The organism is Amycolatopsis sp. NPDC043889 (assembly GCF_056435645.1).
The window spans coordinates 60,053-81,325 of sequence record NZ_JBWKEC010000015.1; the positions used below are offsets into that span (position 1 = coordinate 60,053).

The window sequence follows — 21,273 nt, forward strand, 5'->3', positions numbered from 1 at the left end:
GGGAGGGGTCACACGAGAAGCTCACTTCCCACCTCACAGGTGGGTGGGTCAGGGTGGTTGGGGGTGGCGATTCGTGTTCTAACCCGAATCGCCACTCACGACCACCTGGAGCCATCACCCCTCCAGTACGACGCCGTTCTCCTGCGCGAGGATCGCCGCCTGCACCCGCGACCGTAGTTCCAGCTTCGTCAGCACGCGGGACACGTGCGTCTTCACCGTGGTCTCGCCGATGTGCAGCCGGGTCCCGATCTGCGCGTTGGACAGGCCGCCGCCCAGGCACGCCAGCACTTCGCGCTCGCGTTCGGTCAGGTCTTCGAGCCCGTCGGGGACCAGCGAAGGCTCGCGGGCCCCGGCGGCGAAGGCGGCGATCAGCTTCCGCGTGACCTGCGGGGCGAGCACTCCTTCGCCCGCCGCGACCAGTTTCACCGCCTCGATCAGCCGTGACGCCTCCACCGACTTCAGCAGGAACCCGGCCGCACCCGCCCGCAGCGCGGCGTGGACGTACTCGTCGAGATCGAAGGTCGTCAGCACGAGGACTTCGCACAGTCCCTCCGCGGTCAGCTCCCGCGTGGCCGCGATGCCGTCGACGCCGGGCATGCGCACGTCCATCAGCACGACGTCCGGTTTCAGCGCCTTCGCCTGGCGGACGGCGGTGGCGCCGTCCGCCGCTTCGCCGACCACCTCGATACCCTCGGCGTTGCCGAGGATCATCATCAACCCGGCGCGGATGGCGCCGTGGTCGTCGGCGACCAGCACCTTGATGTTCCCGTCGCTCAAGACCCCTCCAGAGGAAGTTCGGCACGGACCAGCCAGCCGCCGCCGGACGGCCCGGCGGCGAGAGTGCCGCCCACCGCGGCGGCGCGTTCCCGCATGTTCAGCAGGCCGAGTCCGGTCCCGCCGTCGTCACCCGAGCCGGAGCCGGGACGAAGATCGTTGCGCACCTCGACGGTGAGTATGCCTCCGTCGGCGCGGATGTCGAGCACGGCCCGGCCCCCCGCGGCGTGTTTGGCCGCGTTGGTGAGCGCTTCCTGCGCGATCCGGTACGCGGTCAGGTCGACCGCGGCGGGCAGGGAGTACTGGCCAGGGGTGGACCCGATCTCGACCTTCAGCCCGCTCGCCCGCGCGGATTCGACCAGTTTGGACAGTTCGGCCAGCCGGGCGGGCGCCGTCGGTTCGATCTCGGTGTCCCCGGTGGACGGATCCGCGCGCAGGAGCCCGATCATCGCGCGCATCTCGTCGAGCGCGCTCACACTGTTCTCCCGCACCGATTCCAGGACCTTCCTGGACAGGTTCGGGTCGACGGTGGCCATCGACAGCGCGGCCTCGGACTGGATCGCGATCGCCGAGAGATGCCCGGCGATGACGTCGTGCAGATCCCGCGCCATCTTCGAGCGTTCCCCCGCGACGGCGGCCTTCCGGTCCAGTTCGCCGATCGTGGCCAGCTGGACCGCGTTCGCCCGTTCGCTGTCGGCGATGTCCCGCTGCTGGCGCACGTTGGCCGCCCACCACACCGGCGTGACCAGGAACGGCAGGAGGGCGAACGCGGCGAGGATCGCCGTGCGCCACTGCGCGGAGAAGATGAGCGCCAGGCAGACCACCGCGATGGTGCCGATCGCGGCGACACCGATCATCAGCCTGCTCGTGCGCCGCGAGCCGTAGAGCGTCGTCGCGTACAGGAAGTCGGTGAAGACGATGAGGATCGGGAGCGACGGGCCGAAGGCGATGTCCACGGCGAGCACGGCCAGCGCGCAGAGCAGCGCCAGCGGGATCTTGCGGCGCAGCATCTCCAGCCCGCACAGCACGGTCAGTTCGCTCAGCCGGATCCACAGTGGCGTGTCGTCGGGACCCGCCAGGAGCACCTGCATCCCGCTCACGTAGACCAGCACGCCGAGGACCCAGGTGCCGGAGGCGATGACGAGGTCCTGTTTCCATTCGGCGAGGTGGTTCAGGCGCGGGACGAACGTGGGCACCGCCCCATCCCAGCACACCGGGACGGGCCGCGGGGTCCTACTAACTGATGACGGTGATCTCGTGCCGTACGCCGACGCGGAGGACCGGTGTGGTCGGCGAGGCTTACGGCGTGAACAAGATCTGGGACTTCATCGCGGAAAACCCGATGGCGGCCGTGGTCGCCGGCGGGGAGATCGGTTTCTGGGTCGCCATCGTCGCCGGCCTCGTGGCCCGCTATCTGCTCAAGCTGAAGCGGACCAGCGTCGTGCTGCTGCTCCTGACCCCGGTGATCGACCTCGTCGTGCTGGTCGCGACGGTCATCGACCTGCGCAACGGCGCCACGGCGAACTTCGTGCACGGCCTGGCCGCGGTGTACCTGGGCTTCAGCGTCGTGTTCGGGCATTCGATGATCAAGTGGGCCGACGTCCGGTTCGCCCACCGGTTCGCGGGCGGGCCGCCACCGCCGCCCAAGCCGAGGGGCCGGGAGAAGCTGCGCGCCGAATGGCGTGACTGGTTCAAATGCGTGCTGGCCTGCGGGCTGGCCGCGGGGGTGCTGCTCCTGCTGATCTTCATGGTCGGCGACACCGACCAGGTCGACCCGTTGTGGGGCTGGCTGCCGAAGCTGGGGGTCGTGACGGCCATCTGGTTCGCCACCGGGCCGCTGTGGCAGGAACTCTCCCCCAAGCACGAGAGGGTCAAGGAAGGGGCTCGACGATGATCGAACTACTGGGAATCCTCCTGCTGGTGCAGGGCGGGGGCGGGCTGATCAACCGGCTGCTGGGCAGTACCGACCCGAGCTGGTTCATCCAGCTCCACCTGCTCCCGTCCGGGATGCACGTGGTGGTGAGCGCGCTGATGGTGGCCGGGGGCGTGGGGCTGCTGTTCGCCGAACGCGCCCGCAAACAGCGCCGCCGGTCAGAGTGAGACCAGCACCTGCAGGACGCCGAGGACGATGGTGACGACCGTCAGGACGACGGTGACCACGGTGAGCCGCGTGACCCGCGCGCTCACCGTGTTCTCGTAGGCGTACCGGGTCTCCTCGTCCATCGCCTCGGCCTGGCGGTCGAGCTGGGCGATGATCCGCTCCACGCCCATGCTGGTGACCAGGCGGCGCTCCAGCGAATCGACCTCGGGCGGCAGCACCGAGTGCAGCATCTCGAGGATGTCGTCGAGCGAGCCGCGCAGGAGCCGGGTGCGGCTCCCGGTTTTCCTCATCGACGCCAGCCACTGGTCGGCCAGCGCCATCCGGATCAGGACGCGTTCGAGGATGAAGAGCATCCCGTGGTCGAGCCCGCCGATTTCGCTGTCGATGCCGAAGTACGGTTCGACGGCGCCGAACGGGCCGCGCATCAGCTCGTCCTGGTGCTCGACGTAGTCGGAATCCTTGCTGTTGAGGCAGACGATCCCGCCCGCCATCGGGTAGGCGGCGACGAACGAGCGCGTGCCCCACGACGGGCCGAGCGCCTCCCTCGCGACCTCGCGGGGCACGAACCGCCAGCCTTCGTCGCTGGTCGCCAGCCCGTAGTACGGCCGGGGATCGGCGGCGACCCGCTGGGCGGGCGGATGCCCGTCGTGAGACCGCAGTTCGACGCACCAGCCCTTGCGGCCGAGCCCCTCGGTGAGGCCGCAGCCCCTGGTCAGGTCCTCGAAGATGTGGGTGACGGTCTTGAGGAGCGAGGGGAACGTCTTCTCGCCGTAGCCGCCGTGCAGCCCTTTGTCGCCGTTCGCCGTCTCGCGGCCCTGAAGGCTCTGCAGCACAGCGATGGCCAAGTCGAATTCGGCGGCGGGCCCGTCCGCCGCCGCGCCGGTGATCGTGATGGCGAGGACCAGCGTCATCGCGTGATAGGCGGGATGCCAGGTGACGACGAGTTCACAGGGCAGCCCGACCGCGCCGACACGGATCGACAGCCGGGAGCCACCGGTGCGTTTGCGCAGCACCCGGCGTCGCGGCGGTTTCGTGTAGCTGGCCAGGAAGTTCTCCGCGGCCGTCCACTCCGCGCCGAGTTTCCCGTCGAGATGGGCCAGCAGCCCGCGGTCGCGGCCGCCGTCGAACACCTTCTCCGCCTCCTGCTCGGACAGCGGGACCGCCCACGCGAAGGTGAGAAGCACCGAGGTCATGCGCGACGCAGGAGGGTGATCAGGTCCCGGCCGAGATGGCGGCGCAGCGGCCCGGAGGCGTTGACCAGTTCGTCGCGGTCGATGTGCTCGTCGGCGGGACCGAGGTCGTCGAGGACGTGGTACGTCCACTCCCACTCGGTGCGCCAGCCCGCCTCGGCCGCTTCGGCGGCGACCTCCTCGGGATCGAGGTAGCGCACCGGGAGCGCCGGGCCACCGTCGCGTAATGCTTTGTCGAACTCTTCGCGCGAAACGCGGCGAGAGCGGACTTCGGTGCCTGCTTCGACGCTGTCGAGGCTGAACGCGCCCCGCCCGATCGGCGACCGGCTGTAGGCCAGCACCAGCGCACCGCCGGGCGCGGTGATCCCGGCCAGCCGCCGCAGGATCGGCCCGACGTCCGGCGTCGGCACGTGCTGGATGACGTGACTGCACAGCACGAGGTCGTACGGGCCGCCGTCCAGTTCCGTGATCGGAGAGACGGCGAAGGAGAAGCCGGTGTCCTCGACGGCGGTTTCCCGCGCCTTGGCCAGCCGGTCCGGGTCGGGATCCGCGGCGGTGACGTCGGCGGAGAACCGCGCGAGCCAGGGGAGGAGGCGGCCTTCTCCGCAGCCGGCGTCGAGCGCCTTGACTTCTTCGCGCGGGCCGAGGATCGCGGCGAGCTCTTCGGCGACCTTGCCGAGCGCGCGGTCCTCGCTGGCCGTCCAGTAGCCCTCGTAGGGTTCGTGCCGTCGGATGAACACGCCGGTGACGTGGTCGCCGGTGTCCGGGTAGCGGTAGCTCTCGGTCAGCACAGTCGCGAATATAGCCCGGATTCGCGGATTCTCCGGTGCTCCGTGCGGGATTACCATGGGTCATGGCCATCGGGCCTGTCACGCTGTACGCCGTTGTCGCTGTGGCGCCTTCGGTGCTTTTCTGGTGCGCGCTGAAGGTCCCCGTGCTGGTTCGCCGGTGGCGCTGGCGCCGTGAACCCGAGATCCCGGCGGGCCCGCCCATCGAGAAACTCGCCGCCGATCTCCGCCGGGTGCACCGCCTGCTGGCGGAACTCCCGCCCGGCGCCTCCGCCGTCCGCCGGTACGGCACCAGGCAGGCTTACGACGCGCTGCTCGTCCAAGCCTGCCGGGAGGTCGAGGTCGACCACCGGCTGGACAGCCTCCCGGAGGGTTTCGACCGGGAGATCGAACGGCTGCGGGTCGAGGAATCCCTGGCCGAGCGCGGGCTTTCGGTGTCCTGACACGGTTTGTATCGAAAGTATGCGCGCGACCGGGAGGCTCGCGGGCATGAAGAGGCTGGGACTTCTCGCTGCACTCCTGCTGGTGTTCGGGCTCATCCCCGGGGTCGCGTCGGCCGCGGCCGCGTTCCCGAAGATGGACGCGGCCACGGTCGACGGCTTCCGCTGGACGTCCGGCTCGACCTTCGGCACCTACGGCGCTCGGATCGCCGCCCTGGAGAAACACCTCCCGGCTCGCGGCCTGCCGGAGATCCTGTCTTCGGCGAACCGGAAGGCGCGGCCGCTGTGCCACGGCACGTATCTCGCGACGGCGCTGAAACCGGCGGGATTCTGCTGGGAAAACGCGAACGACGACAAGACCAACGACTGGATCTCGCAGGGACTGACCGGTTCCGGCGACGCGGACGCGGCGACCGGGAAGGTCGGCGGCAAACGGGTCGTGGCGACGTCCTGGCACACTCCGGGCGACACGATGGTTCGTCTGTCCTTTGTGGACGCGACCGGGCTTGGGTACCGGCACGTGCTGCTCGTCGAACCGACGTCGAACGACAACTTCGCCGTCGTGCAAGGACACGGGCACGGGATGACGTGGATCGGGAACCGGCTGTTCGTCGCGACCACCGGGGGAGTGGTGCGGGTCTTCGACACCACGCACTTCTGGAAGGTCGACGACAGCTCCGGCGTCGTCGGCAAGGGCCCGGACGGCAAGTACCACGCGGCGTTCTACGACTACGCGATGCCGCAGATCGGCGCGTACTGGTACCCCGGCGGCGGTGCCTGCACCAATGCCCCCGGGACGCGGCCGTGTCTCGCGACGATGTCGTTCGACCACGGTGACGGCTCGATCGTGACCGCGGAGCACATCCCGAACGCGGCGGGCGGCCGGGTGCTGCGGTGGCCGTTCGACCGCGCGACCGGCCTGCCCAAGGTGTCGGCCGATGGCACCGTGCACGCGAAGGAGGGCTTCGTGTCGCCGGTCTGGGGGATGCAGGGAGCGGTGTCGCGCAACGGATATTTCGTGATGACCGGCGTGTGTCCCGAGTACGCCGGGGTGGCGGGCGACCATCCGTCGTGCCTGCACGGAGGTGTCGGCGGCACCTCGACGTCGCGGCTGAGCGGCCGCGCGCCGGTGAACTCGCAGAACCTGTCGTACTGGCCCGCGACGGGGGAGCTGTGGCTGATGAACGAACAGCTCAGGGAACGGGTGACCGTGCACGTCCCGTGGACGACCTTGACCGGCCGCGCCTGAACCCACCCAAGTCCGTGAAGGCCTCCTTCCCTACTTTCAGGGTAGGCAAGGAGGCCTTCACGGACCGCACGCCGATCGCGCGGCGCAGGGTGAGGCGGTACAGGTGCCATGGCGGCGGTCCCGCGCTGGGCGCGCTGAAGGGAGCCGTGAGCGCGTCGCCCTCCACCGTCGCGGGCCAGCCACCCGTCCGGTAGACCGCCGCCACCCGTCCCAGCGTCGCCGGGTCGGTGACCCGGTGCGCCTCGCCCTCCATCGTGAGGTCGATTCCTCGCAGCCGCACCGAAACCGAGCACGCCGGGTTCGCGGCCAGGTTGAGGGAGCGGCGCGTGCCCAGCCCGCCCTTGAAGTACAGGGCGTCGTCCACCCAGACGGCGCCGACGCCTGCCGAATGCGGGCGTCCGTCGGGACGGACGGTCGTCACGAAGAAGGTCAGGTCGGCGGTCGGGGTGTCCTCGGCGAGGATGTCCCGCGCGCGGCTCCAAGGAAGTTCCGCGGATCCGTAGCGGTCGAGGTTCTTGGTGGCGTGAGGTTTCGTCATACCCACGCGTCGAACGAGCGGGCCGTGGATTCGACACCGGACGCGAAAAACCCCGCCACCGAAACGGTGACGGGGTCTTCCGTGAACCCTGGGATCAGTCCAGGTAGTCGCGCAGCACCTGCGAACGCGACGGGTGACGCAGCTTCGACATCGTCTTCGACTCGATCTGCCGGATGCGCTCACGGGTCACCCCGTACACCTGGCCGATCTCGTCGAGCGTGCGCGGCTGGCCGTCGGTGAGGCCGAACCGCAGCCGCACCACACCCGCTTCACGTTCGGACAGCGTCTGCAGCACCGACTGGAGCTGGTCCTGCAGCAGCGTGAACGACACCGCGTCGACCGCGACGACGGCCTCGGAGTCCTCGATGAAGTCACCGAGCTGCGAGTCGCCCTCGTCGCCGATGGTCTGGTCGAGCGAGATCGGCTCGCGGGCGTACTGCTGGATCTCGAGGACCTTCTCCGGGGAGATGTCCATTTCCTTCGCGAGCTCTTCGGGGGTGGGCTCGCGGCCGAGGTCCTGCAGCAGTTCGCGCTGTATACGGCCGAGCTTGTTGATGACCTCGACCATGTGCACCGGGATACGGATGGTGCGCGCCTGGTCGGCCATCGCGCGGGTGATCGCCTGACGGATCCACCAGGTGGCGTACGTGGAGAACTTGTAGCCCTTGGTGTAGTCGAACTTCTCGACCGCGCGGATCAGGCCGAGGTTGCCCTCCTGGATCAGGTCCAGGAACGCCATGCCGCGGCCGGTGTAGCGCTTGGCCAGCGAGACCACGAGCCGGAGGTTCGCCTCCAGCAGGTGGTTCTTCGCCCGCTCACCGTCGCGCACGATCCACTTGAGGTCGCGCCGCATCTGGGTGACGAGCTTCTCGCCCTCCTCCTCGGCGTTGCGGACGCGCTCGGCGGCGTAGAGCCCGGCCTCGATGCGCTTGGCGAGCTCCACCTCCTCCTCGGCGTTCAGCAGGGCGACCTTGCCGATCTGCTTGAGGTACGCGCGGACCGAGTCGGCCGAAGCGGTGAGCTCGGCGTCCTTGCGGGCCTGGCGCAGCGCCTCGGACTCTTCCTCGTCCCAGACGAAGTCCGGGTTGTCGGAGGTCTTTCCGGCGTTCTTGTCGGTCGACGTGCGGCGCCCGCGGGCGGGCGTCTCTTCGACGTCCTCGTCGGACTCCGCGTCCTCTTCCGTCTCCTCGGTGACGGAAGCGTCGACGACGTCCACCTCGACCTCTTCGAGGTCCGACAGGTCCGGGGTTTCGAGGTCGGCTTCGTCGAGCTCTACCGGACCGTCTTCCGGATCGCCGTCTTCGGTCTTGGCGCCCTTGGTGGTGGGTTTCTTGGCCGGAGCCTTCTTCGCCGGGGCCTTCTTCGCGCCGGCCGCCTTGGCGGCGGTCTTGCGCGCCGCGGGCTTCGCCGCGTCGGTGGCTGCCTCGTCGGCCGGCTCGCCGGCTGCGGTCGCTGTCTTCGTCCCGCTTCGGGTTGCGGTTCTTGCGGCTGCCACTTACGCCCTTTCGCAGCGGTCGATCATGACGAGCCGAGGCGTGATGGTCTCGGCTGCCTCAAACTTCGGGGAACACCCCTCGGCCTGCGGTTTCCCTCGTTCTCGTGGGTGCCGCCGCCGTGGGCCGTGTTCCATTGTAACGACGATACGTGACAGCGTCGCGGCGCGGACCACCACCCGGCGGGCGCGACACGCCGTCCGACCCGCCGAAGTGACATCCGCGGCGCGGATGTCAACGTGGGCGCGTCAGTGCTCGATGCCCTCCGCGGCGGCGGCCGCCGCGCCGACGATGCCCGCGTTGTTCTGCAACGACGCGACGATCACCGGCGTGCGGATCTCGAGCAGCGGGACCCATTTGTGCGACTTCTTGCTGACCCCGCCGCCGACGATGAACAGATCCGGCCAGATCAGGTTTTCCAGCACGGAGAGATACCTGTTCACCCGTTCCGCCCATTCGGGATACGAGAGGCTCTCGTTGTCCTTCACCGACGCCGCGGCCTTCTTCTCCGCGTCGAAGCCGTCGACCTCGATGTGGCCGAACTCGGTGTTGGGCACGAGCTTCCCGTCCTGGAAGACCGCGCTGCCGATGCCGGTGCCGAAGGTCAGCAGCGCCGTCACGCCGCGCCGCGCGACCGGGTCGCCCCAGCGGATCTCGGCCATGCCGGCCGCGTCCGCGTCGTTGAGCATCGCGATGTCGTCCACACCGCGGCCGAGGCGCTTGGCGAACAGGGCGTCGGCGTCGGTGCCGATCCACTTGCGGTCGATGTTGGCCGCGGTGTGCGCGACCCCCTTCTTGACCACCGCGGGCAGGGTGACGCCCACCGGGCCGTCCCAGCCGGCCTGGCCGGTGATCTCGGCGACGACGTCCGCCACCGCCTCCGGGGTCGACGGCTTCGGCGTGTCGATGCGGATCCGGTCGCCGATCAGCTGTCCCTCCGCCAAGTCCACCAGCGCGCCCTTGATCCCGCTGCCGCCGATGTCGATACCGAAACCTCGGGTCGCCTCCACCACGGACGTGGTCCCTTCTCGCACGATTCAGAAGCCTGCCTCGGAGACTTTAACCGGATGTGGTGACATGGCGGACGTGGGAGTTGACGAGACGTTGCTGAAGGGTGTCGCCGAGCGTGTCGCGGGCGAGGCCGCCGAACTGGTCCACGAGGCCTGGACCGGGATGAACGCGGGCCGCGAGGTGCGCGTGGACACCAAATCCGCCGACACCGACGTGGTGACCGCGGTGGACCACGAGTCGGAACGGCTGGTGCGCGCCCGGCTCGCCGAACTGCGCCCGGGCGACGCCGTGCTCGGCGAGGAGGGCGGCGGGATCGCCGGGGACGGGGTGACCTGGGTGGTCGACCCGATCGACGGGACGGTGAACTTCCTCTACGGGCTGCCGTGGTTCGCCGTGTCGGTGGCCGCGCAGGTCGGCGGGGTGTCGGTGGCGGGCGCCGTCGTCGAACCGGTCAGCGGGCGCCGCTGGACCGCCGCGCGCGGGCAGGGCGCGTTCCTCGACGGGCGGCCGCTGTCGGTCAACGCCCCGGAGCGGCTCGACCTGACGCTCGTCGGCACCGGGTTCGCCTACAAGGTCGAACGGCGGGCGAAGCAGGCCCGGTTCGTCGCCGAACTGGCGACCAGGGTGCGGGACGTGCGGCGCAATGGGGCCGCCTCGCTCGATCTGTGCGCGGTCGCGGCGGGCTGGCTGGACGCCTACGTCGAGCACGGCCTCGGACATTGGGACTGGGCCGCCGGAGCGCTCATCGCCGCCGAGGCGGGAGCTCTCGTGTCGCTGCCGGGGGAGGACGCCGAACTCGGACCCGACGCGACGTTCGCGGTGGCACCGACGATCGCGGCTCCGTTGCGTCAGGCGCTGCTCGACTCGGGCGTGGGCACGATCTGAGCCCTTGGGCGCGCTATGAAAGGTCCTTTCCTTGCAAATTTTGCAAGGAAAGGACCTTTCATAGCGCTTGAGGGAGTATCAACAGGGAGCTTCGCGGGCGGCCTTCAGCAGCGCCTGGTCGATCACCGGGGCGCCGCCGCCCGCGGACTGCTCACCGCCGCCGCTGCCCTGCTGCGCCTTCGACCACTTCGTGAGCTGGTCGAGGACCTGTCGGGCCTCCGCCTTCGGGCGGATGTCGCCGAGCAGGGTGCCGGTGGTGAGCGTGACCGAAGCGTCCTTGCGGTTGTCCTTGACCAGTTCGGCGCACGGGACCACCAGGCTCAGCGTGCGGGCCGCGGCGGCGCCGTTCTCGCCGAAGCGGATCTGGCCGCGGCACTTGGCTTCGGTGTTCTTGTAGGCCGGGTCGACGTCCGGCTCGACGATCTGGGAGAAGCCGAGTTCCCTGAGCGTGCTGGTGACGATGCCGCCCTGGCCGCGGACCTGGGATCCGTTGAGCACCTGGACGGCGACCTTGTCCGGCGGCACCGGCGCGCGGTCGTCGAGCCCGTTGTGCGTCAGGGGCGTGTAGGTGACACCTTGCTGCGGGACGGGCGGCGGATCGCAGCGGACCCTGGCATCGATGTCGGACTTGCTCGCGACGACGTTCACCCAGACGATCACCGCGCCGAGCGCCATCACCCCGATGACGATGAGCGCGGGCAGCGGCTTGCGCTTGCGATACGGCCTCGCCCCGCGGTCCCCGATGCCGTTCCCCGACGCCACCTGCCAGTCCCTTCCCCAAAGCCCGGATCCCCGGACGGTGCTTCATCTCACCATCGTGTCCGATCAGCCTATGCGTTGCGGCGAAGGTGATCGGCGCGGGCCTCCGGATAGCACCACGCGATGGCCACTCCGGGCAAGCAGCCGGGCCCAAGGGGTGAGGTACCCGACGCGGGGGCAACCCAATCGGACGACGGGCGTCTTGACAATGGCTTCATCCCCTCCTCTCCTGTTCCCCCTGTTGGGTGACGTAATCCTGGCAATGTCTGACTCGTTGCAGAGCCGGTATCAGCGTGAGCTACCCTTCGCGGGCTCAGGCGGCAGTAAGAGGCACAAAAGAGAGACCTCGCTCACTGCCCAGCCGGGCACAAACAGGGGCGCTGGGACGTTAACCAGCGGCACGAAGGACTCACGAGCCGCGCGCTCGCGGGTCCGGGCCATCTGACATCGAAAGCATCGCAGGGGTGAGGGACTAATGGCGACCGACTACGACGCTCCGCGCCGCAGCGAAGCCGACGAGCTGGCCGAAGACTCGTTGGAAGAGCTGAAGGCAAGGCGTAACGAAAACCAGTCCGGCGTCGTGGACGTCGACGAGGACGCGACCGCCGAGAACTTCGAGCTGCCGGGCGCGGACCTCTCCGGACTTTCCGGTGAGGACCTGACCGTCAAGGTCGTGCCCAAGCAGGCCGACGAGTTCACCTGCTCCGTCTGCTTCCTGGTGCACCACCGCAGCAGGCTGGCCGAGGAGAGTGGCGGACGGCTCATCTGCCGCGACTGCGCCTGAGCCTACGGGCACAGGGGACGGCGCGACAGGGGCTTCGGGGTTTGAAACAGGAATAAAGGGGGTCGGCCCGGTGGCCGGCCCTCTTTTCCCGTGCTCAGGACTTCTCGGCGGGGTGGCGGAGCAGTGCGGCCACCTTCTCCGGATGCCGGGTGCTGAACAGCCAGTACGGCGTCGGGTCGCCGGGGTCGGTGAGCCAGACCCGCACGACCGGGCCGACCCAGCCCCGGTGCAGCACGAAGGCCGCCGGATCGGCGTCGCGGCCGAGCGCCTTGCGCTTCGCTTCCTTGTCGATGACGTCGACGTCGCCGACGAACTTGAGCGGCAGGTGCGCGTCGCGCAGCCACAGCTCCGGCTCGGCGCCGCCGGTCACCCGGACGCGAGACCGGCCGAGCGAGATCATCAGCGCGATCACCGCGGGGATCAGGACCACGTACGGCAGCCATCCGCGAATCCCGGGATATCCCATGTCGATCTCCGCCGCCAGCAGCCCGCCGCCCAGCAGCGGCAACGGCCAGCCCCACCACGGGACGTAGAGCCGCTCTGAATGCTTGACGGCGCCGCCTTCGGCCGTGTTCACGCTTTCACCCACGCCTTCAGGGTAGTCTCGCCGCCCGTGTCCACCGTTCAGGTACTGCTTTCCCGGATCGATCCTTCGGTCCCCCTTCCCGCCTACGCGCGCCCCGGTGACGCGGGCGCCGACCTCGTCACCACCTCGGATCTCGTGCTCGCGCCCGGTGAACGCGGCGTGGTCGGCACGGGTGTCGCGATCGCGCTGCCGCCCGGATACGCGGGCTTCGTCCACCCGCGCTCGGGTCTCGCCGCCCGCGTCGGCCTCTCGGTCGTCAACACCCCGGGCACGATCGACTCCGGGTACCGCGGTGAGATCCGCGTCTGCCTGATCAACCATGATCTCTCCGAGAAGGTCGTGCTCACCCGCGGCGACCGGATCGCGCAACTGGTCGTGCAACGGGTCGAACAGGCCGAGTTCGTCGAGGTCGCCGAACTCGAGCCGTCCGAGCGCGGCGAGGGAGGGTATGGCTCCACCGGCGGACACGCCACACTGGGAGCCGGAGCCAGGGAAGGAACGGAGAACTAGTGGGGATTTTCGGACGCAAGCGCGCGAAGCCGAGCGGACGGCACGCCGCGCCCGAGGTCGAGGAGCGTCCCGACAGCGCTGCCGCCGAGGACGCCGACGAGGAGATCGAGGCGCAGCTGTCGGAGACCTCCGACGGCCCCTTCGACCTCGCCGACGCGCCCGAGGACGGCATCCCGCGGATCGACCTCGGTTCGGTGAAGGTGCCGGTGCCCGACGGTTCCCAGGTCCAGGTCGAGATGGACCCGGAGAGCGGCGGTGTCCGCGCGGTGCACGTCGTCACCGAGCAGGGCCAGATCACCGTCAGCGGCTACGCGGCGCCTCGGTCCGGCGGCCTGTGGAAGGACGTCAGCACCGAGCTCACCGAGCAGTTGCGTGCCGATGGCGCCAAGGTCTCGGTCGGCATGGGGGAGTGGGGGCTGGAGCTGTCCGCGATCGTCGGTGACGTCGCGCTGCGGTTCGTCGGGGTCGACGGCCCGCGCTGGATGCTCCGCGGCGTCATCGCCGGCCCGCAGTCGCAGGCGTCGCAGGCGCCCGCCGTACTGCGCGAGATCGTGCGGCACACCATCGTCGACCGCGGTGACGCGCCGATGCCGGTCCGTACCCCGCTGACCATCACGCTGCCCGACGCCGTCGCGCAGCACATCGCCGAGCAGAGTTAGTTTCATCACGTTTTCGTGGGCCTTCGGCCCGAAAGAGGGCGCGCGACGGGTGAAGTCTCCGTCGGGCGCGGGGCGCCCTTGGGGAGACCGTGTGGTCGAGACAGCTTGGGCTCGGAGATCGTGCCGACGCCGGGCTAGTGGGTCCGGGCTTTCAACCAGGCCAGCACGGTCGCCCGGCCCAGGGATTCCCGGTCCGCGCCGAGGGCGGTGAGCGTCGACTCGCCGACCTCGGCGCGCGGCAGGGCCTCCGCCCAGGCGCGGGCGACCTCCGCCGGATGGATCGGGTCGTCCACGCAGGCGCCGATCCCCGCGGGCACGTCGAGGCCCTTCAGGTCCTCCAGAGACGGGGCGGGATGGCCCGCCGCCGTCCGCAGGCTCGCCGCCAGTCCGTCGCCGTGCCGCCGCCACGCGCGGCCGAGTTCCGCCGAAAGCCACTCCGGCACGCCGGCCGCCGATTTCGCCAGTGCGCCGTCGACCCCGTTTTCGGCCACCAGATCCGCTGACAGCCGCGCGGCGAGCGACGCGGGTGCTCGTCCGGCCGGGCCGTTCCAGGCCGGGAGCGCGGCCAGCAGGCCGGTGCAGCGGGCCGGATTCCGCGCCGCCCACTCCGCCGACAGGTGCGCGCCGAACGAGATGCCGCCGACGAGCAGCGGACCGTGCTCGGCGGCCAGCCTGTCCAGCTCCTCGAGATAGCCGTCGGCGAGCCGGTCGCCGGAAGGCGGCGGCGGGGCGATCAGCCGGATGCCGAGCGCGCGCAGCGGACCGGCGAACACGGCGCGCACGAACACTTCGTCGGACCCGGTGCCGGGGAGTACTACTGCCGTCGTAGGCGGAATAGCGGAGGTCACGTTGCGATATTCCCCTAAACCCGTTCTCCTGGTCGGAGCACAGTTACGCTGGATTACGCACGGGCCGTTCAAGTCGGGGGCCCCGGAGCACAGGAGCACCGTTATGTCCGCCAAAGACGGCGGCTACTTCAGCCGGCTGGTCCGCAAGCTGACCAGCGACGTCGAGGATCTCGACGCCGACGATCTGTCCGAAAAATCCGAGGCCGGCGGAGCGCAGCGAGCCTGCGACTGCCGGTCGGGTCAAGAGGTGACGGTGCTCGGGAGACTCCGCAGCGTGGAGCTCTGCCCGACCAACGAGGCGGCGACGCTGCAGGCCGAGCTGTTCGACGGCACACAGGGTGTGACGCTAATCTGGCTCGGACGCCGCCGGATCCCCGGGATCGAACCCGGGCGAACCATCAAGGTGCGCGGCCGGATGGCCGAACGTGATGGTCAGAAGGTGCTGTACAACCCCTATTACGAACTTCAGAGCCCTGTGAGTTGATCCCGCATCGTGACTGAACCTGTCGGCGGCGAAGAGAAGACCGAAGACAAGAAGCCCCAGCCCACCCTGTTGGAACAGATGGGCGGGCTGTCCGGACTGTTCTATTCCTCGCTGCCGGTCATCGTGTTCGTGATCGCGAACGCGATCTTCGGGCTCACGGTGGGGATCTGGGCCGCGGTGGGCAGCGCGGTGGCGATCACCGTGCTGCGGATCGTGCGCAAGGAGCCGCTGCAACCCGCGATCTCCGGCTTCTTCGGGGTCGCGATCGCGGCGTTCATCGCCTACCGGACCGGCTCGGCCAAGGGATTCTTCCTGTTCGGCATCTGGACGAGCCTGGTCTACTGCGGTGTCTTCGTGCTCTCGATCGTCGTCCGCTGGCCGCTCGCCGGCGTGGTGTGGAACGCGCTCAACGGCAGCGGCCACGCCTGGCGCAAGGACAAGAAGTCGCTGATCGCCTATTCGATCGCGACCGGCGCCATGGCGCTGATCTTCGGCGCCCGGTTCGTCGTGCAGCGCTGGCTGTACGACGAGGACCACACCGGCTGGCTGGCTTTCGCGAAGATCGCGATGGGATACCCGCTGTACGCGCTCGGCCTGCTCACCGTCGTCTGGGCGGTGCGGCGGTCGGACAAGCACCTCAAGGCGCTGGCCGAAGAGGCCCCGCGCGAAGAGACCGACGAAGAGGTCGAGGCTCGCCTGCGCGCGAAGTACGCGCAGGCGCCCGCCTCGGAGAACTAGTATCCCAGAGCTGTCCGGATCTCCGGTTCCACGTCCGACGTCGCCACGAAGAGCAGCTCGTCACCCGGCTCCAGCGGGTCCTCGGGCTGCGGCACGATCACGCGGTCCCCGCGCAGGATCGTCACCAGCGCCGCGTCACGCGGCAGGTTGAGCTCGCTGACCGCCTTGCCCGCCAGCGGCGTCTCCTCCGGGAGGGTGAGTTCGACGAGGTTCGCCTGGCTCTGCCGGAACGTCATCAGCCGCACCAGATCGCCGACGCTCACCGCCTCCTCGACCATCGCCGCGAGCATCCGCGGGGTCGACACGGCGACGTCGACGCCCCAGGCGTCGTTGAACAGCCACTCGTTGGCCGGGTTGTTCACCCGTGCCACCACCCGGCGCACCGCGAACTCGGTCTTCGCCAGCAGCGACACCACCAGGTTCGCCTTGTCGTCGCCCGTCGCGGCGATCACGACGTCGCACTCCTCGATCCCGGACTCCTCCAGGATCGACACCTCGCACGCGTCGCCCAGCACCCAATCCGCCTGCTCGACGGTGTGCGGCTCGAACTGGTCGGCCTCACGTTCGATGAGCATCACCTGGTGGCGCCCGTCGATCAGCTCCGCGGCGATCGACCGGCCCACCGCGCCGGCCCCGGCAATCGCGACCCGCATCAGTTCTCCTCTTCCGGTTCGCGAGCGGCGACGGTGGTCACGTCGCTGACAGTGCCCGATTTCGCGGCGACGTACACGACGTCGTCGGCCTGGATCACGGCCTTGGTGTCAGGCAGCACGGCGGTGCCGAATCGCATCATGAACGCGACCCGCGCGCCGGTGGTGTCCTGCAGTTCGCGCACGCTGCGCCCGACCCAGCCCTCGTGCAGCGGGAGTTGCAGGAGCGCCACGCTGCCGGACGGGTCCCGCCACACCGAGGCGACGCCGTCGGGGAGCAGGGTGCGCAGGAACCGGTCGGTCGTCCACGGCACGGTCGCCACGGTCGGGATGCCGAGCCGTTCGTAGACCGCCGCGCGCTTGTGGTCGTAGATCCTGGCGACGACCTTGTCGATGCCGAAGTTCTCCCTGGCCACCCGCGCCGAGATGATGTTGGAGTTGTCGCCGCTCGACACCGCCGCGAAGGCCCCCGCGCGTTCGATCCCGGCCTCGATCAGTACCTGCCGGTCGAAGCCGACGCCGACCACCTGCTGACCGTGGAAATCACTGCCGAGCCGCCGGAACGCCTGCCTGCTCTTGTCGATGACGGCGACGTCGTGCCCCAGCCGCTCCAGCGCCGCGGCAAGGGATGCGCCCACCCGGCCGCATCCCATGATCACCACGTGCACGCACTGCCTCCTTAGTCAGCGAACGTTTCACCCGTCCGCAGGTACCCAGACACACCAGCGCCGAACCTACCGTGAGCACCGTTAGCTAGTCTTCCGTGGTGTCGAAGTTCCCGACCGTATTGAAGCGGCTCGTCCTCGGACGTCCATTCCGGAGTGACCGCCTCTCGCATACGCTGCTGCCGAAGCGCATCGCGCTGCCGATTTTCGCGTCCGACGCGTTGTCGAGCGTCGCCTACGCGCCTGAGGAGATCTTTCTGACCCTCAGTGTCGCCGGTTTGTCCGCGTACGCGTTCGCGCCGTGGATCGGCGTCGCCGTCGCGCTCGTCATGCTGGTCGTGGTCGCGTCCTACCGGCAGAACGTGCACGCCTATCCCAGCGGCGGCGGTGACTACGAGGTCGCCAACACCAACCTCGGCGGCAAATTCGGGCTCACCGTCGCCAGCGCGCTGCTGGTCGATTACGTGCTCACCGTGGCGGTGTCGACGTCGTCCGGAGTGGCGAACATCGGTTCCGCCATTCCCTGGGTGGCGCAGCACAAGGTGATCGCCGCGGTAGTCATCGTGGTCGTGCTGACCGCGCTGAATCTGCGCGGAGTTCGCGAATCGGGCAAAGCGTTCGCGATCCCGACCTACGGGTTCATCATCGGCATCCTCGGCATGGTGATCTGGGGCCTGATCGAGGCGGCCTCCGGCGCCGACATGCGGGCCGAGAGCGCGGATTTCCAACTGCACGAAGAAGCCTCTTTGACCGGTTTCGCCTTCTTCTTCCTGTTGCTGCGCACGTTCTCCTCCGGCGCGGCGGCGCTGACCGGGGTCGAGGCGATCAGCAACGGTGTCCCGGCGTTCCAGAAGCCGAAATCGAAGAACGCGGCGACCACCCTGCTGATGATGGGGGTGCTCGCGGTGACGATGCTGATCGGCATCATCACGCTGGCGATCATCACCGACGTCAAATTCGCCGAGCACCCGGAGACGCAGCTCACCGGCACGCCGGCGGGCTACGAGCAGAAGACGATCGTCGCGCAGATCGCGCAGGCGGTGTTCGCCGACTTCACCCCCGCGTTCTACTACATCTCCTTCGCCACCGGCATCATCCTGCTGCTGGCCGCGAACACGGCGTTCAACGGCTTCCCGGTGCTCGGCTCGATCCTGGCCCAGGACCGCTACCTGCCGCGCCAGCTGCACACGCGCGGCGACCGGCTGGCCTTCTCCAACGGCATCCTGTTCCTGTCGGCGTTCGCGCTGGTGCTGATCATCGCGTTCGACGCCGAGGTCACCAAGCTCATCCAGCTGTACATCGTGGGAGTGTTCGTCTCCTTCACGATCAGCCAAGCGGGCATGATCCGGCACTGGAACCGGTTGCTGGCGAGGGAAACCGATCCGGTGGTGCGGCGGCGGATGCGGCGTTCGCAGACGGTCAACGCGATCGGCCTCACCATGACCGGCACCGTGCTGATCATCGTGCTGGTCACGAAGTTCCTGCTCGGCGCCTGGATCGCGATCGCGGCCATGGTGGCGATCTACGCGCTGATGACCGCGATCCGGAAGCATTACGACCGGGTCGCGGAGGAATTGCGCGAAATGGACCGCAAGCCGACCGTATTGCCTTCGCGCAACCACGCGATCGTGCTGATTTCGAAACTGCACCTGCCGACCCTGCGCGCGCTCTCCTACGCCAAGGCCGTGCGCCCAGACGTCCTCGAAGCCGTCACGGTGAACGTCGACGACGTCGAGACCCGCAAACTCGTCCAGGAATGGGACGACCACAATTTCAAGGTTCCGCTGAAGGTGATCGAATCGCCGTATCGCGAGATCACGAAGCCGGTGCTCGACTACGTGAAGCGCGTCCGCGGCGACAACCCGCGCAACGTGGTGACCGTGTTCATCCCCGAGTACGTCGTCGGGCACTGGTGGGAGCAGGTCCTGCACAACCAGAGCGCGCTGCGCCTCAAGGGACGGCTCCTGTTCCAGCCCGGCGTCATGGTGACGAGCGTGCCGTGGCAGCTCGAATCGTCGGAAAAGGCGATCAAACGCGACCGCAAGGCTCGTCCGGCGGCCGGAGACGTGCGGCGCGGGTTCTCCCCGGTCGTCAAGCAACCCGAAATGAAGAAGGACGAAGCAGAATGAGTGTGGACGCGTCGACCGGCACATGGCTCGGACGAACGATCGAGCTGGAGGTCGGCGCGGTCGCGCACGGCGGGCACTGCGTCGCGCGGGCGGAGGGGCGAGTCGTCTTCGTGCGGCACGCGCTGCCCGGCGAGCGGGTCCTGGCCTCGGTCACCGAGGACAAGGGCGGGTCGTTCTGCCGCGCCGACGCCGTCGAGGTCCTGGAGGCGTCGCCGGAACGCGTCGAGCCGCCGTGCCCGCTCGCGGCGCCGGGGGAGTGCGGCGGCTGCGACTGGCAGCACGCCACGCCCGGCCATCAGCGTGAGCTCAAGGCCGCCGTGGTCATGGAGCAGCTGAAGAGGCTGGCCGGAATCGACCGCGAGGTCGTCGTCGAAGCTCTCGACGGTGGCCCGCTGGACTGGCGCAGCCGCGTCCGGCTCGTCGCGGGCAAGGACGGCAGGGCGGGTTTCCGGGCGCATCACAGTCATCGCGTGATCGCGATCGACGACTGCCCGATCACCGTCCCCGGCGCGCTCGACGACGTCGTGTCGCGGAAGTGGCGCCCCGGCAGCGAAATCGAGGTCACCAAGGACGACGAGGGACAGGTGCACCTTCGCGACCTGTCGACGGTCCACGGGAAGACCCGTTCGCGGCAGCTGGCCGGTGGTATCGCCGTGCAGCACGCCGCGGGCCGTGACTGGCGCCTGGACGCCCACGGCTTCTGGCAGGTCCACCCGGCCGCCGCGGACGCGCTCGCCGCCGTCGTCGCGGAATGGGCGGAGGCACCGCGTGACGGCGTGGCGTGGGACCTGTACGCCGGTGTCGGCCTCTTCGCGTCGGTGCTCGCCGAGCAGGTCGGCCCGCGCGGGCGCGTCCTGGCCGTCGAGTCCGGCCGCCGTGCCGTCGCCGACGGCGAGGAGAACCTGGCCGACCTCCCGCAGGTCCGCTGGCGCTCCGGCCGGGTCGAGCACCTGCTGGCCGACGCCCCGAAACCGGTCGACGTCGTCGTCCTCGACCCGCCGCGCAAGGGCGCGGGCAAAGCCGTCGTCGATTCCATCGCGGAGGGTTCGCCCGACCGGATCGTCTACGTGGCGTGCGACCCCGCTGCCTTGGCGCGAGACATCGCGCTGTTCGCCGAGCACGGATACGGGCTGGTGGATCTGCGCGCTTTCGACGCTTTCCCGATGACGCATCACGTCGAATGCGTTGCGTTGCTGCAATAATTCGGTATTTGTAATCCGTCGGAATGGATCGGCTTCGTTCGGGTTGTCCTGGTGTCGGCGTGCTCGCTAACTTGAGCCTCGTGTTCACGAGGTAATGCGGATACTTCGGGCACTTCGACTTCGACGCGAACGGATTCCGAATCATGGGTTATCTAACTTCGGTATGTGGTGATTGCGACGGAAAAGGCTGTGCCGGCTGCGACGGTCACGGCACGATCACCATTGTGGAGGACTGACCGAGTGGAACCGTTGATGCTTCCTCCCGGTGTCACCGCTCAGGAAGTCAGCTATCGCAATGGCCGGAAACAAGTCATCTACACGGCGCCTTATCCGTCCGAAGGGCCGGTGCTCGTGCGGGATGTGATGGGCAGGCAGGCATGGATGTTCATGTACGCCCACTTCGTTTTCACCTGGGTGGAAGGAGCGGTCCGCGTCCAGGTCAGTCACGGAACCCTGAGCGGGCCGAAAATGCCTCTGTGGTCCGGAATCAGAATCCCCGCCTATTGGTCGGCGCCGGCGCTGGCCGAATTCGGCAAGACGTGGGCGCTGGAGCAGATGACCGGTAGCCGAGGCACCCCGGCCGTTGTTTCCGTTTGAGATTACGCGAGGCGGGGTTCAGGTGGTCGTGAGTGTTTAGGTCGCTGGAACGCAATGCCACGTAGCTTAAGTTGATCTTGGGCGAGGGTGACGGGTGGGGTGAAGGCTCCCTTCGCTGCGTCTGATGCGACGAAGGGGGCGCCTTCGGCCTGGTCGTGGGTCGAGGGGGTCGTGAGTGGCGTTTCGGGTTCTA

25 protein-coding genes are annotated in these 21,273 nt (G+C 68.9%); 13 read left to right on the top strand and 12 right to left on the bottom strand.

Translation table 11 applies throughout. From position 1 onward, the window contains the following. Positions 1-114 precede the first annotated feature (114 nt). Positions 115-777, bottom strand: a complete 663-nt coding sequence (locus AC0685_RS25485; RefSeq protein ID WP_478227811.1) for a response regulator — start codon at positions 775-777, stop codon at positions 115-117. Further along, positions 774-1,970: a sensor histidine kinase gene (locus AC0685_RS25490; RefSeq protein ID WP_340685199.1), complete on the bottom strand. Its 1,197-nt coding sequence runs from the start codon at positions 1,968-1,970 to the stop codon at positions 774-776. Before AC0685_RS25490 ends, AC0685_RS25485 begins: the two co-directional genes overlap by 4 nt. A gap of 110 nt (positions 1,971-2,080) precedes the next feature. Between AC0685_RS25490 and AC0685_RS25495 the strand changes: the two genes are divergently transcribed. Together AC0685_RS25495 and AC0685_RS25500 are read left to right on the top strand one after the other, a co-directional pair. Next, positions 2,081-2,668 carry a hypothetical protein gene (locus AC0685_RS25495; RefSeq protein ID WP_478227812.1) on the top strand — a complete coding sequence of 196 codons (588 nt, stop codon included), beginning with the start codon at positions 2,081-2,083 and terminating at the stop codon, positions 2,666-2,668. Beyond that, the gene (locus AC0685_RS25500; RefSeq protein ID WP_478227813.1) at positions 2,665-2,874 is read left to right on the top strand and encodes a hypothetical protein; all 210 of its coding nucleotides are present in this window, start codon (positions 2,665-2,667) and stop codon (positions 2,872-2,874) included. The genes AC0685_RS25495 and AC0685_RS25500 overlap by 4 nt, the downstream gene beginning before the upstream one ends. Here the strand turns inward: AC0685_RS25500 and AC0685_RS25505 are convergent. Both AC0685_RS25505 and AC0685_RS25510 read right to left on the bottom strand, forming a co-directional pair. After that, positions 2,866-4,068, bottom strand: a complete 1,203-nt coding sequence (locus AC0685_RS25505) for a hypothetical protein (RefSeq protein ID WP_478227814.1) — start codon at positions 4,066-4,068, stop codon at positions 2,866-2,868. The two genes, AC0685_RS25500 and AC0685_RS25505, sit on opposite strands and share 9 nt — an antisense overlap. Beyond that, positions 4,065-4,856, bottom strand: a complete 792-nt coding sequence (locus tag AC0685_RS25510) for a class I SAM-dependent methyltransferase (RefSeq protein WP_478227815.1) — start codon at positions 4,854-4,856, stop codon at positions 4,065-4,067. The genes AC0685_RS25505 and AC0685_RS25510 overlap by 4 nt, the downstream gene beginning before the upstream one ends. 62 nt (positions 4,857-4,918) lie before the next feature. Between AC0685_RS25510 and AC0685_RS25515 the strand changes: the two genes are divergently transcribed. Further along, a complete protein-coding gene (locus tag AC0685_RS25515; RefSeq protein ID WP_478227816.1) occupies positions 4,919-5,296 on the top strand; it encodes a hypothetical protein in 378 nt (125 codons plus the stop codon). A gap of 46 nt (positions 5,297-5,342) precedes the next feature. Beyond that, on the top strand, positions 5,343-6,542 hold the full coding sequence (locus tag AC0685_RS25520; protein WP_478227817.1) for a hypothetical protein: 1,200 nt from the start codon (positions 5,343-5,345) through the stop codon (positions 6,540-6,542). Here AC0685_RS25520 and AC0685_RS25525 read toward each other — a convergent pair. The 3 genes from AC0685_RS25525 to ppgK form a co-directional block, all read right to left on the bottom strand. Beyond that, the gene (locus tag AC0685_RS25525) at positions 6,487-7,080 is read right to left on the bottom strand and encodes a pyridoxamine 5'-phosphate oxidase family protein (protein WP_478227818.1); all 594 of its coding nucleotides are present in this window, start codon (positions 7,078-7,080) and stop codon (positions 6,487-6,489) included. The genes AC0685_RS25520 and AC0685_RS25525 overlap by 56 nt on opposite strands. Before the next feature lie 94 nt (positions 7,081-7,174). After that, the gene (locus AC0685_RS25530; protein ID WP_126731519.1) at positions 7,175-8,575 is read right to left on the bottom strand and encodes an RNA polymerase sigma factor; all 1,401 of its coding nucleotides are present in this window, start codon (positions 8,573-8,575) and stop codon (positions 7,175-7,177) included. 246 nt (positions 8,576-8,821) lie between these two features. Further along, the gene (gene ppgK / locus AC0685_RS25535) at positions 8,822-9,583 is read right to left on the bottom strand and encodes a polyphosphate--glucose phosphotransferase (RefSeq protein WP_478227927.1); all 762 of its coding nucleotides are present in this window, start codon (positions 9,581-9,583) and stop codon (positions 8,822-8,824) included. Positions 9,584-9,650: 67 nt separating this feature from the next. Between ppgK and AC0685_RS25540 the strand changes: the two genes are divergently transcribed. Further along, a complete protein-coding gene (locus AC0685_RS25540) occupies positions 9,651-10,469 on the top strand; it encodes an inositol monophosphatase family protein (protein ID WP_478227819.1) in 819 nt (272 codons plus the stop codon). A gap of 78 nt (positions 10,470-10,547) precedes the next feature. Here the strand turns inward: AC0685_RS25540 and cei are convergent, their stop codons facing one another. Further along, positions 10,548-11,231, bottom strand: a complete 684-nt coding sequence (cei, locus tag AC0685_RS25545; protein WP_478227820.1) for an envelope integrity protein Cei — start codon at positions 11,229-11,231, stop codon at positions 10,548-10,550. A 472-nt stretch (positions 11,232-11,703) separates the two neighbouring features. Here cei and AC0685_RS25550 point away from each other — a divergent pair, with 472 nt between their 5' ends. Beyond that, positions 11,704-12,012, top strand: coding sequence for a DUF4193 domain-containing protein (locus tag AC0685_RS25550; RefSeq protein WP_005164528.1), 309 nt, complete (start codon positions 11,704-11,706; stop codon positions 12,010-12,012). Between the two features lie 94 nt (positions 12,013-12,106). Here the strand turns inward: AC0685_RS25550 and AC0685_RS25555 are convergent, their stop codons facing one another. Then, on the bottom strand, positions 12,107-12,601 hold the full coding sequence (locus AC0685_RS25555) for a DUF3093 domain-containing protein (RefSeq protein ID WP_478227821.1): 495 nt from the start codon (positions 12,599-12,601) through the stop codon (positions 12,107-12,109). Positions 12,602-12,625: 24 nt separating this feature from the next. Between AC0685_RS25555 and dut the strand changes: the two genes are divergently transcribed. Together dut and AC0685_RS25565 are read left to right on the top strand one after the other, a co-directional pair. Next, positions 12,626-13,108: a dUTP diphosphatase gene (gene dut / locus AC0685_RS25560; RefSeq protein ID WP_007033571.1), complete on the top strand. Its 483-nt coding sequence runs from the start codon at positions 12,626-12,628 to the stop codon at positions 13,106-13,108. Then, a complete protein-coding gene (locus AC0685_RS25565; protein ID WP_478227822.1) occupies positions 13,108-13,767 on the top strand; it encodes a DUF3710 domain-containing protein in 660 nt (219 codons plus the stop codon). Before dut ends, AC0685_RS25565 begins: the two co-directional genes overlap by 1 nt. Positions 13,768-13,901: 134 nt before the next feature. Here the strand turns inward: AC0685_RS25565 and AC0685_RS25570 are convergent, their stop codons facing one another. Beyond that, positions 13,902-14,615 (bottom strand): alpha/beta fold hydrolase, encoded by a 714-nt coding sequence (locus AC0685_RS25570; RefSeq protein ID WP_478227823.1) that lies wholly within the window; start codon positions 14,613-14,615, stop codon positions 13,902-13,904. Between the two features lie 103 nt (positions 14,616-14,718). On the opposite strand from AC0685_RS25570, the gene AC0685_RS25575 reads away from it, so the two are divergent. Together AC0685_RS25575 and AC0685_RS25580 are read left to right on the top strand one after the other, a co-directional pair. Next, complete coding sequence (locus AC0685_RS25575; RefSeq protein WP_034316985.1) at positions 14,719-15,099, top strand: OB-fold nucleic acid binding domain-containing protein; 381 nt, start codon at positions 14,719-14,721, stop codon at positions 15,097-15,099. Between the two features lie 9 nt (positions 15,100-15,108). Next, entirely contained in the window at positions 15,109-15,837 is a 729-nt protein-coding gene (locus AC0685_RS25580; RefSeq protein ID WP_478227824.1) for a DUF3159 domain-containing protein, read from the top strand. Here AC0685_RS25580 and AC0685_RS25585 read toward each other — a convergent pair. Together AC0685_RS25585 and AC0685_RS25590 are read right to left on the bottom strand one after the other, a co-directional pair. Then, complete coding sequence (locus tag AC0685_RS25585; protein WP_125780267.1) at positions 15,834-16,490, bottom strand: potassium channel family protein; 657 nt, start codon at positions 16,488-16,490, stop codon at positions 15,834-15,836. The two genes, AC0685_RS25580 and AC0685_RS25585, sit on opposite strands and share 4 nt — an antisense overlap. Further along, positions 16,490-17,155, bottom strand: a complete 666-nt coding sequence (locus tag AC0685_RS25590; RefSeq protein WP_125675257.1) for a potassium channel family protein — start codon at positions 17,153-17,155, stop codon at positions 16,490-16,492. The genes AC0685_RS25585 and AC0685_RS25590 overlap by 1 nt, the downstream gene beginning before the upstream one ends. Positions 17,156-17,253: 98 nt before the next feature. Here AC0685_RS25590 and AC0685_RS25595 point away from each other — a divergent pair, with 98 nt between their 5' ends. From AC0685_RS25595 to AC0685_RS25605, 3 genes are all read left to right on the top strand, one after another. Beyond that, positions 17,254-19,281, top strand: coding sequence for an APC family permease (locus tag AC0685_RS25595; protein WP_478227825.1), 2,028 nt, complete (start codon positions 17,254-17,256; stop codon positions 19,279-19,281). Continuing rightward, complete coding sequence (locus tag AC0685_RS25600) at positions 19,278-20,483, top strand: class I SAM-dependent RNA methyltransferase (protein WP_478227826.1); 1,206 nt, start codon at positions 19,278-19,280, stop codon at positions 20,481-20,483. Before AC0685_RS25595 ends, AC0685_RS25600 begins: the two co-directional genes overlap by 4 nt. Positions 20,484-20,723: 240 nt before the next feature. After that, a complete protein-coding gene (locus AC0685_RS25605; RefSeq protein WP_478227827.1) occupies positions 20,724-21,080 on the top strand; it encodes a hypothetical protein in 357 nt (118 codons plus the stop codon). Positions 21,081-21,273: the final 193 nt, after the last annotated feature.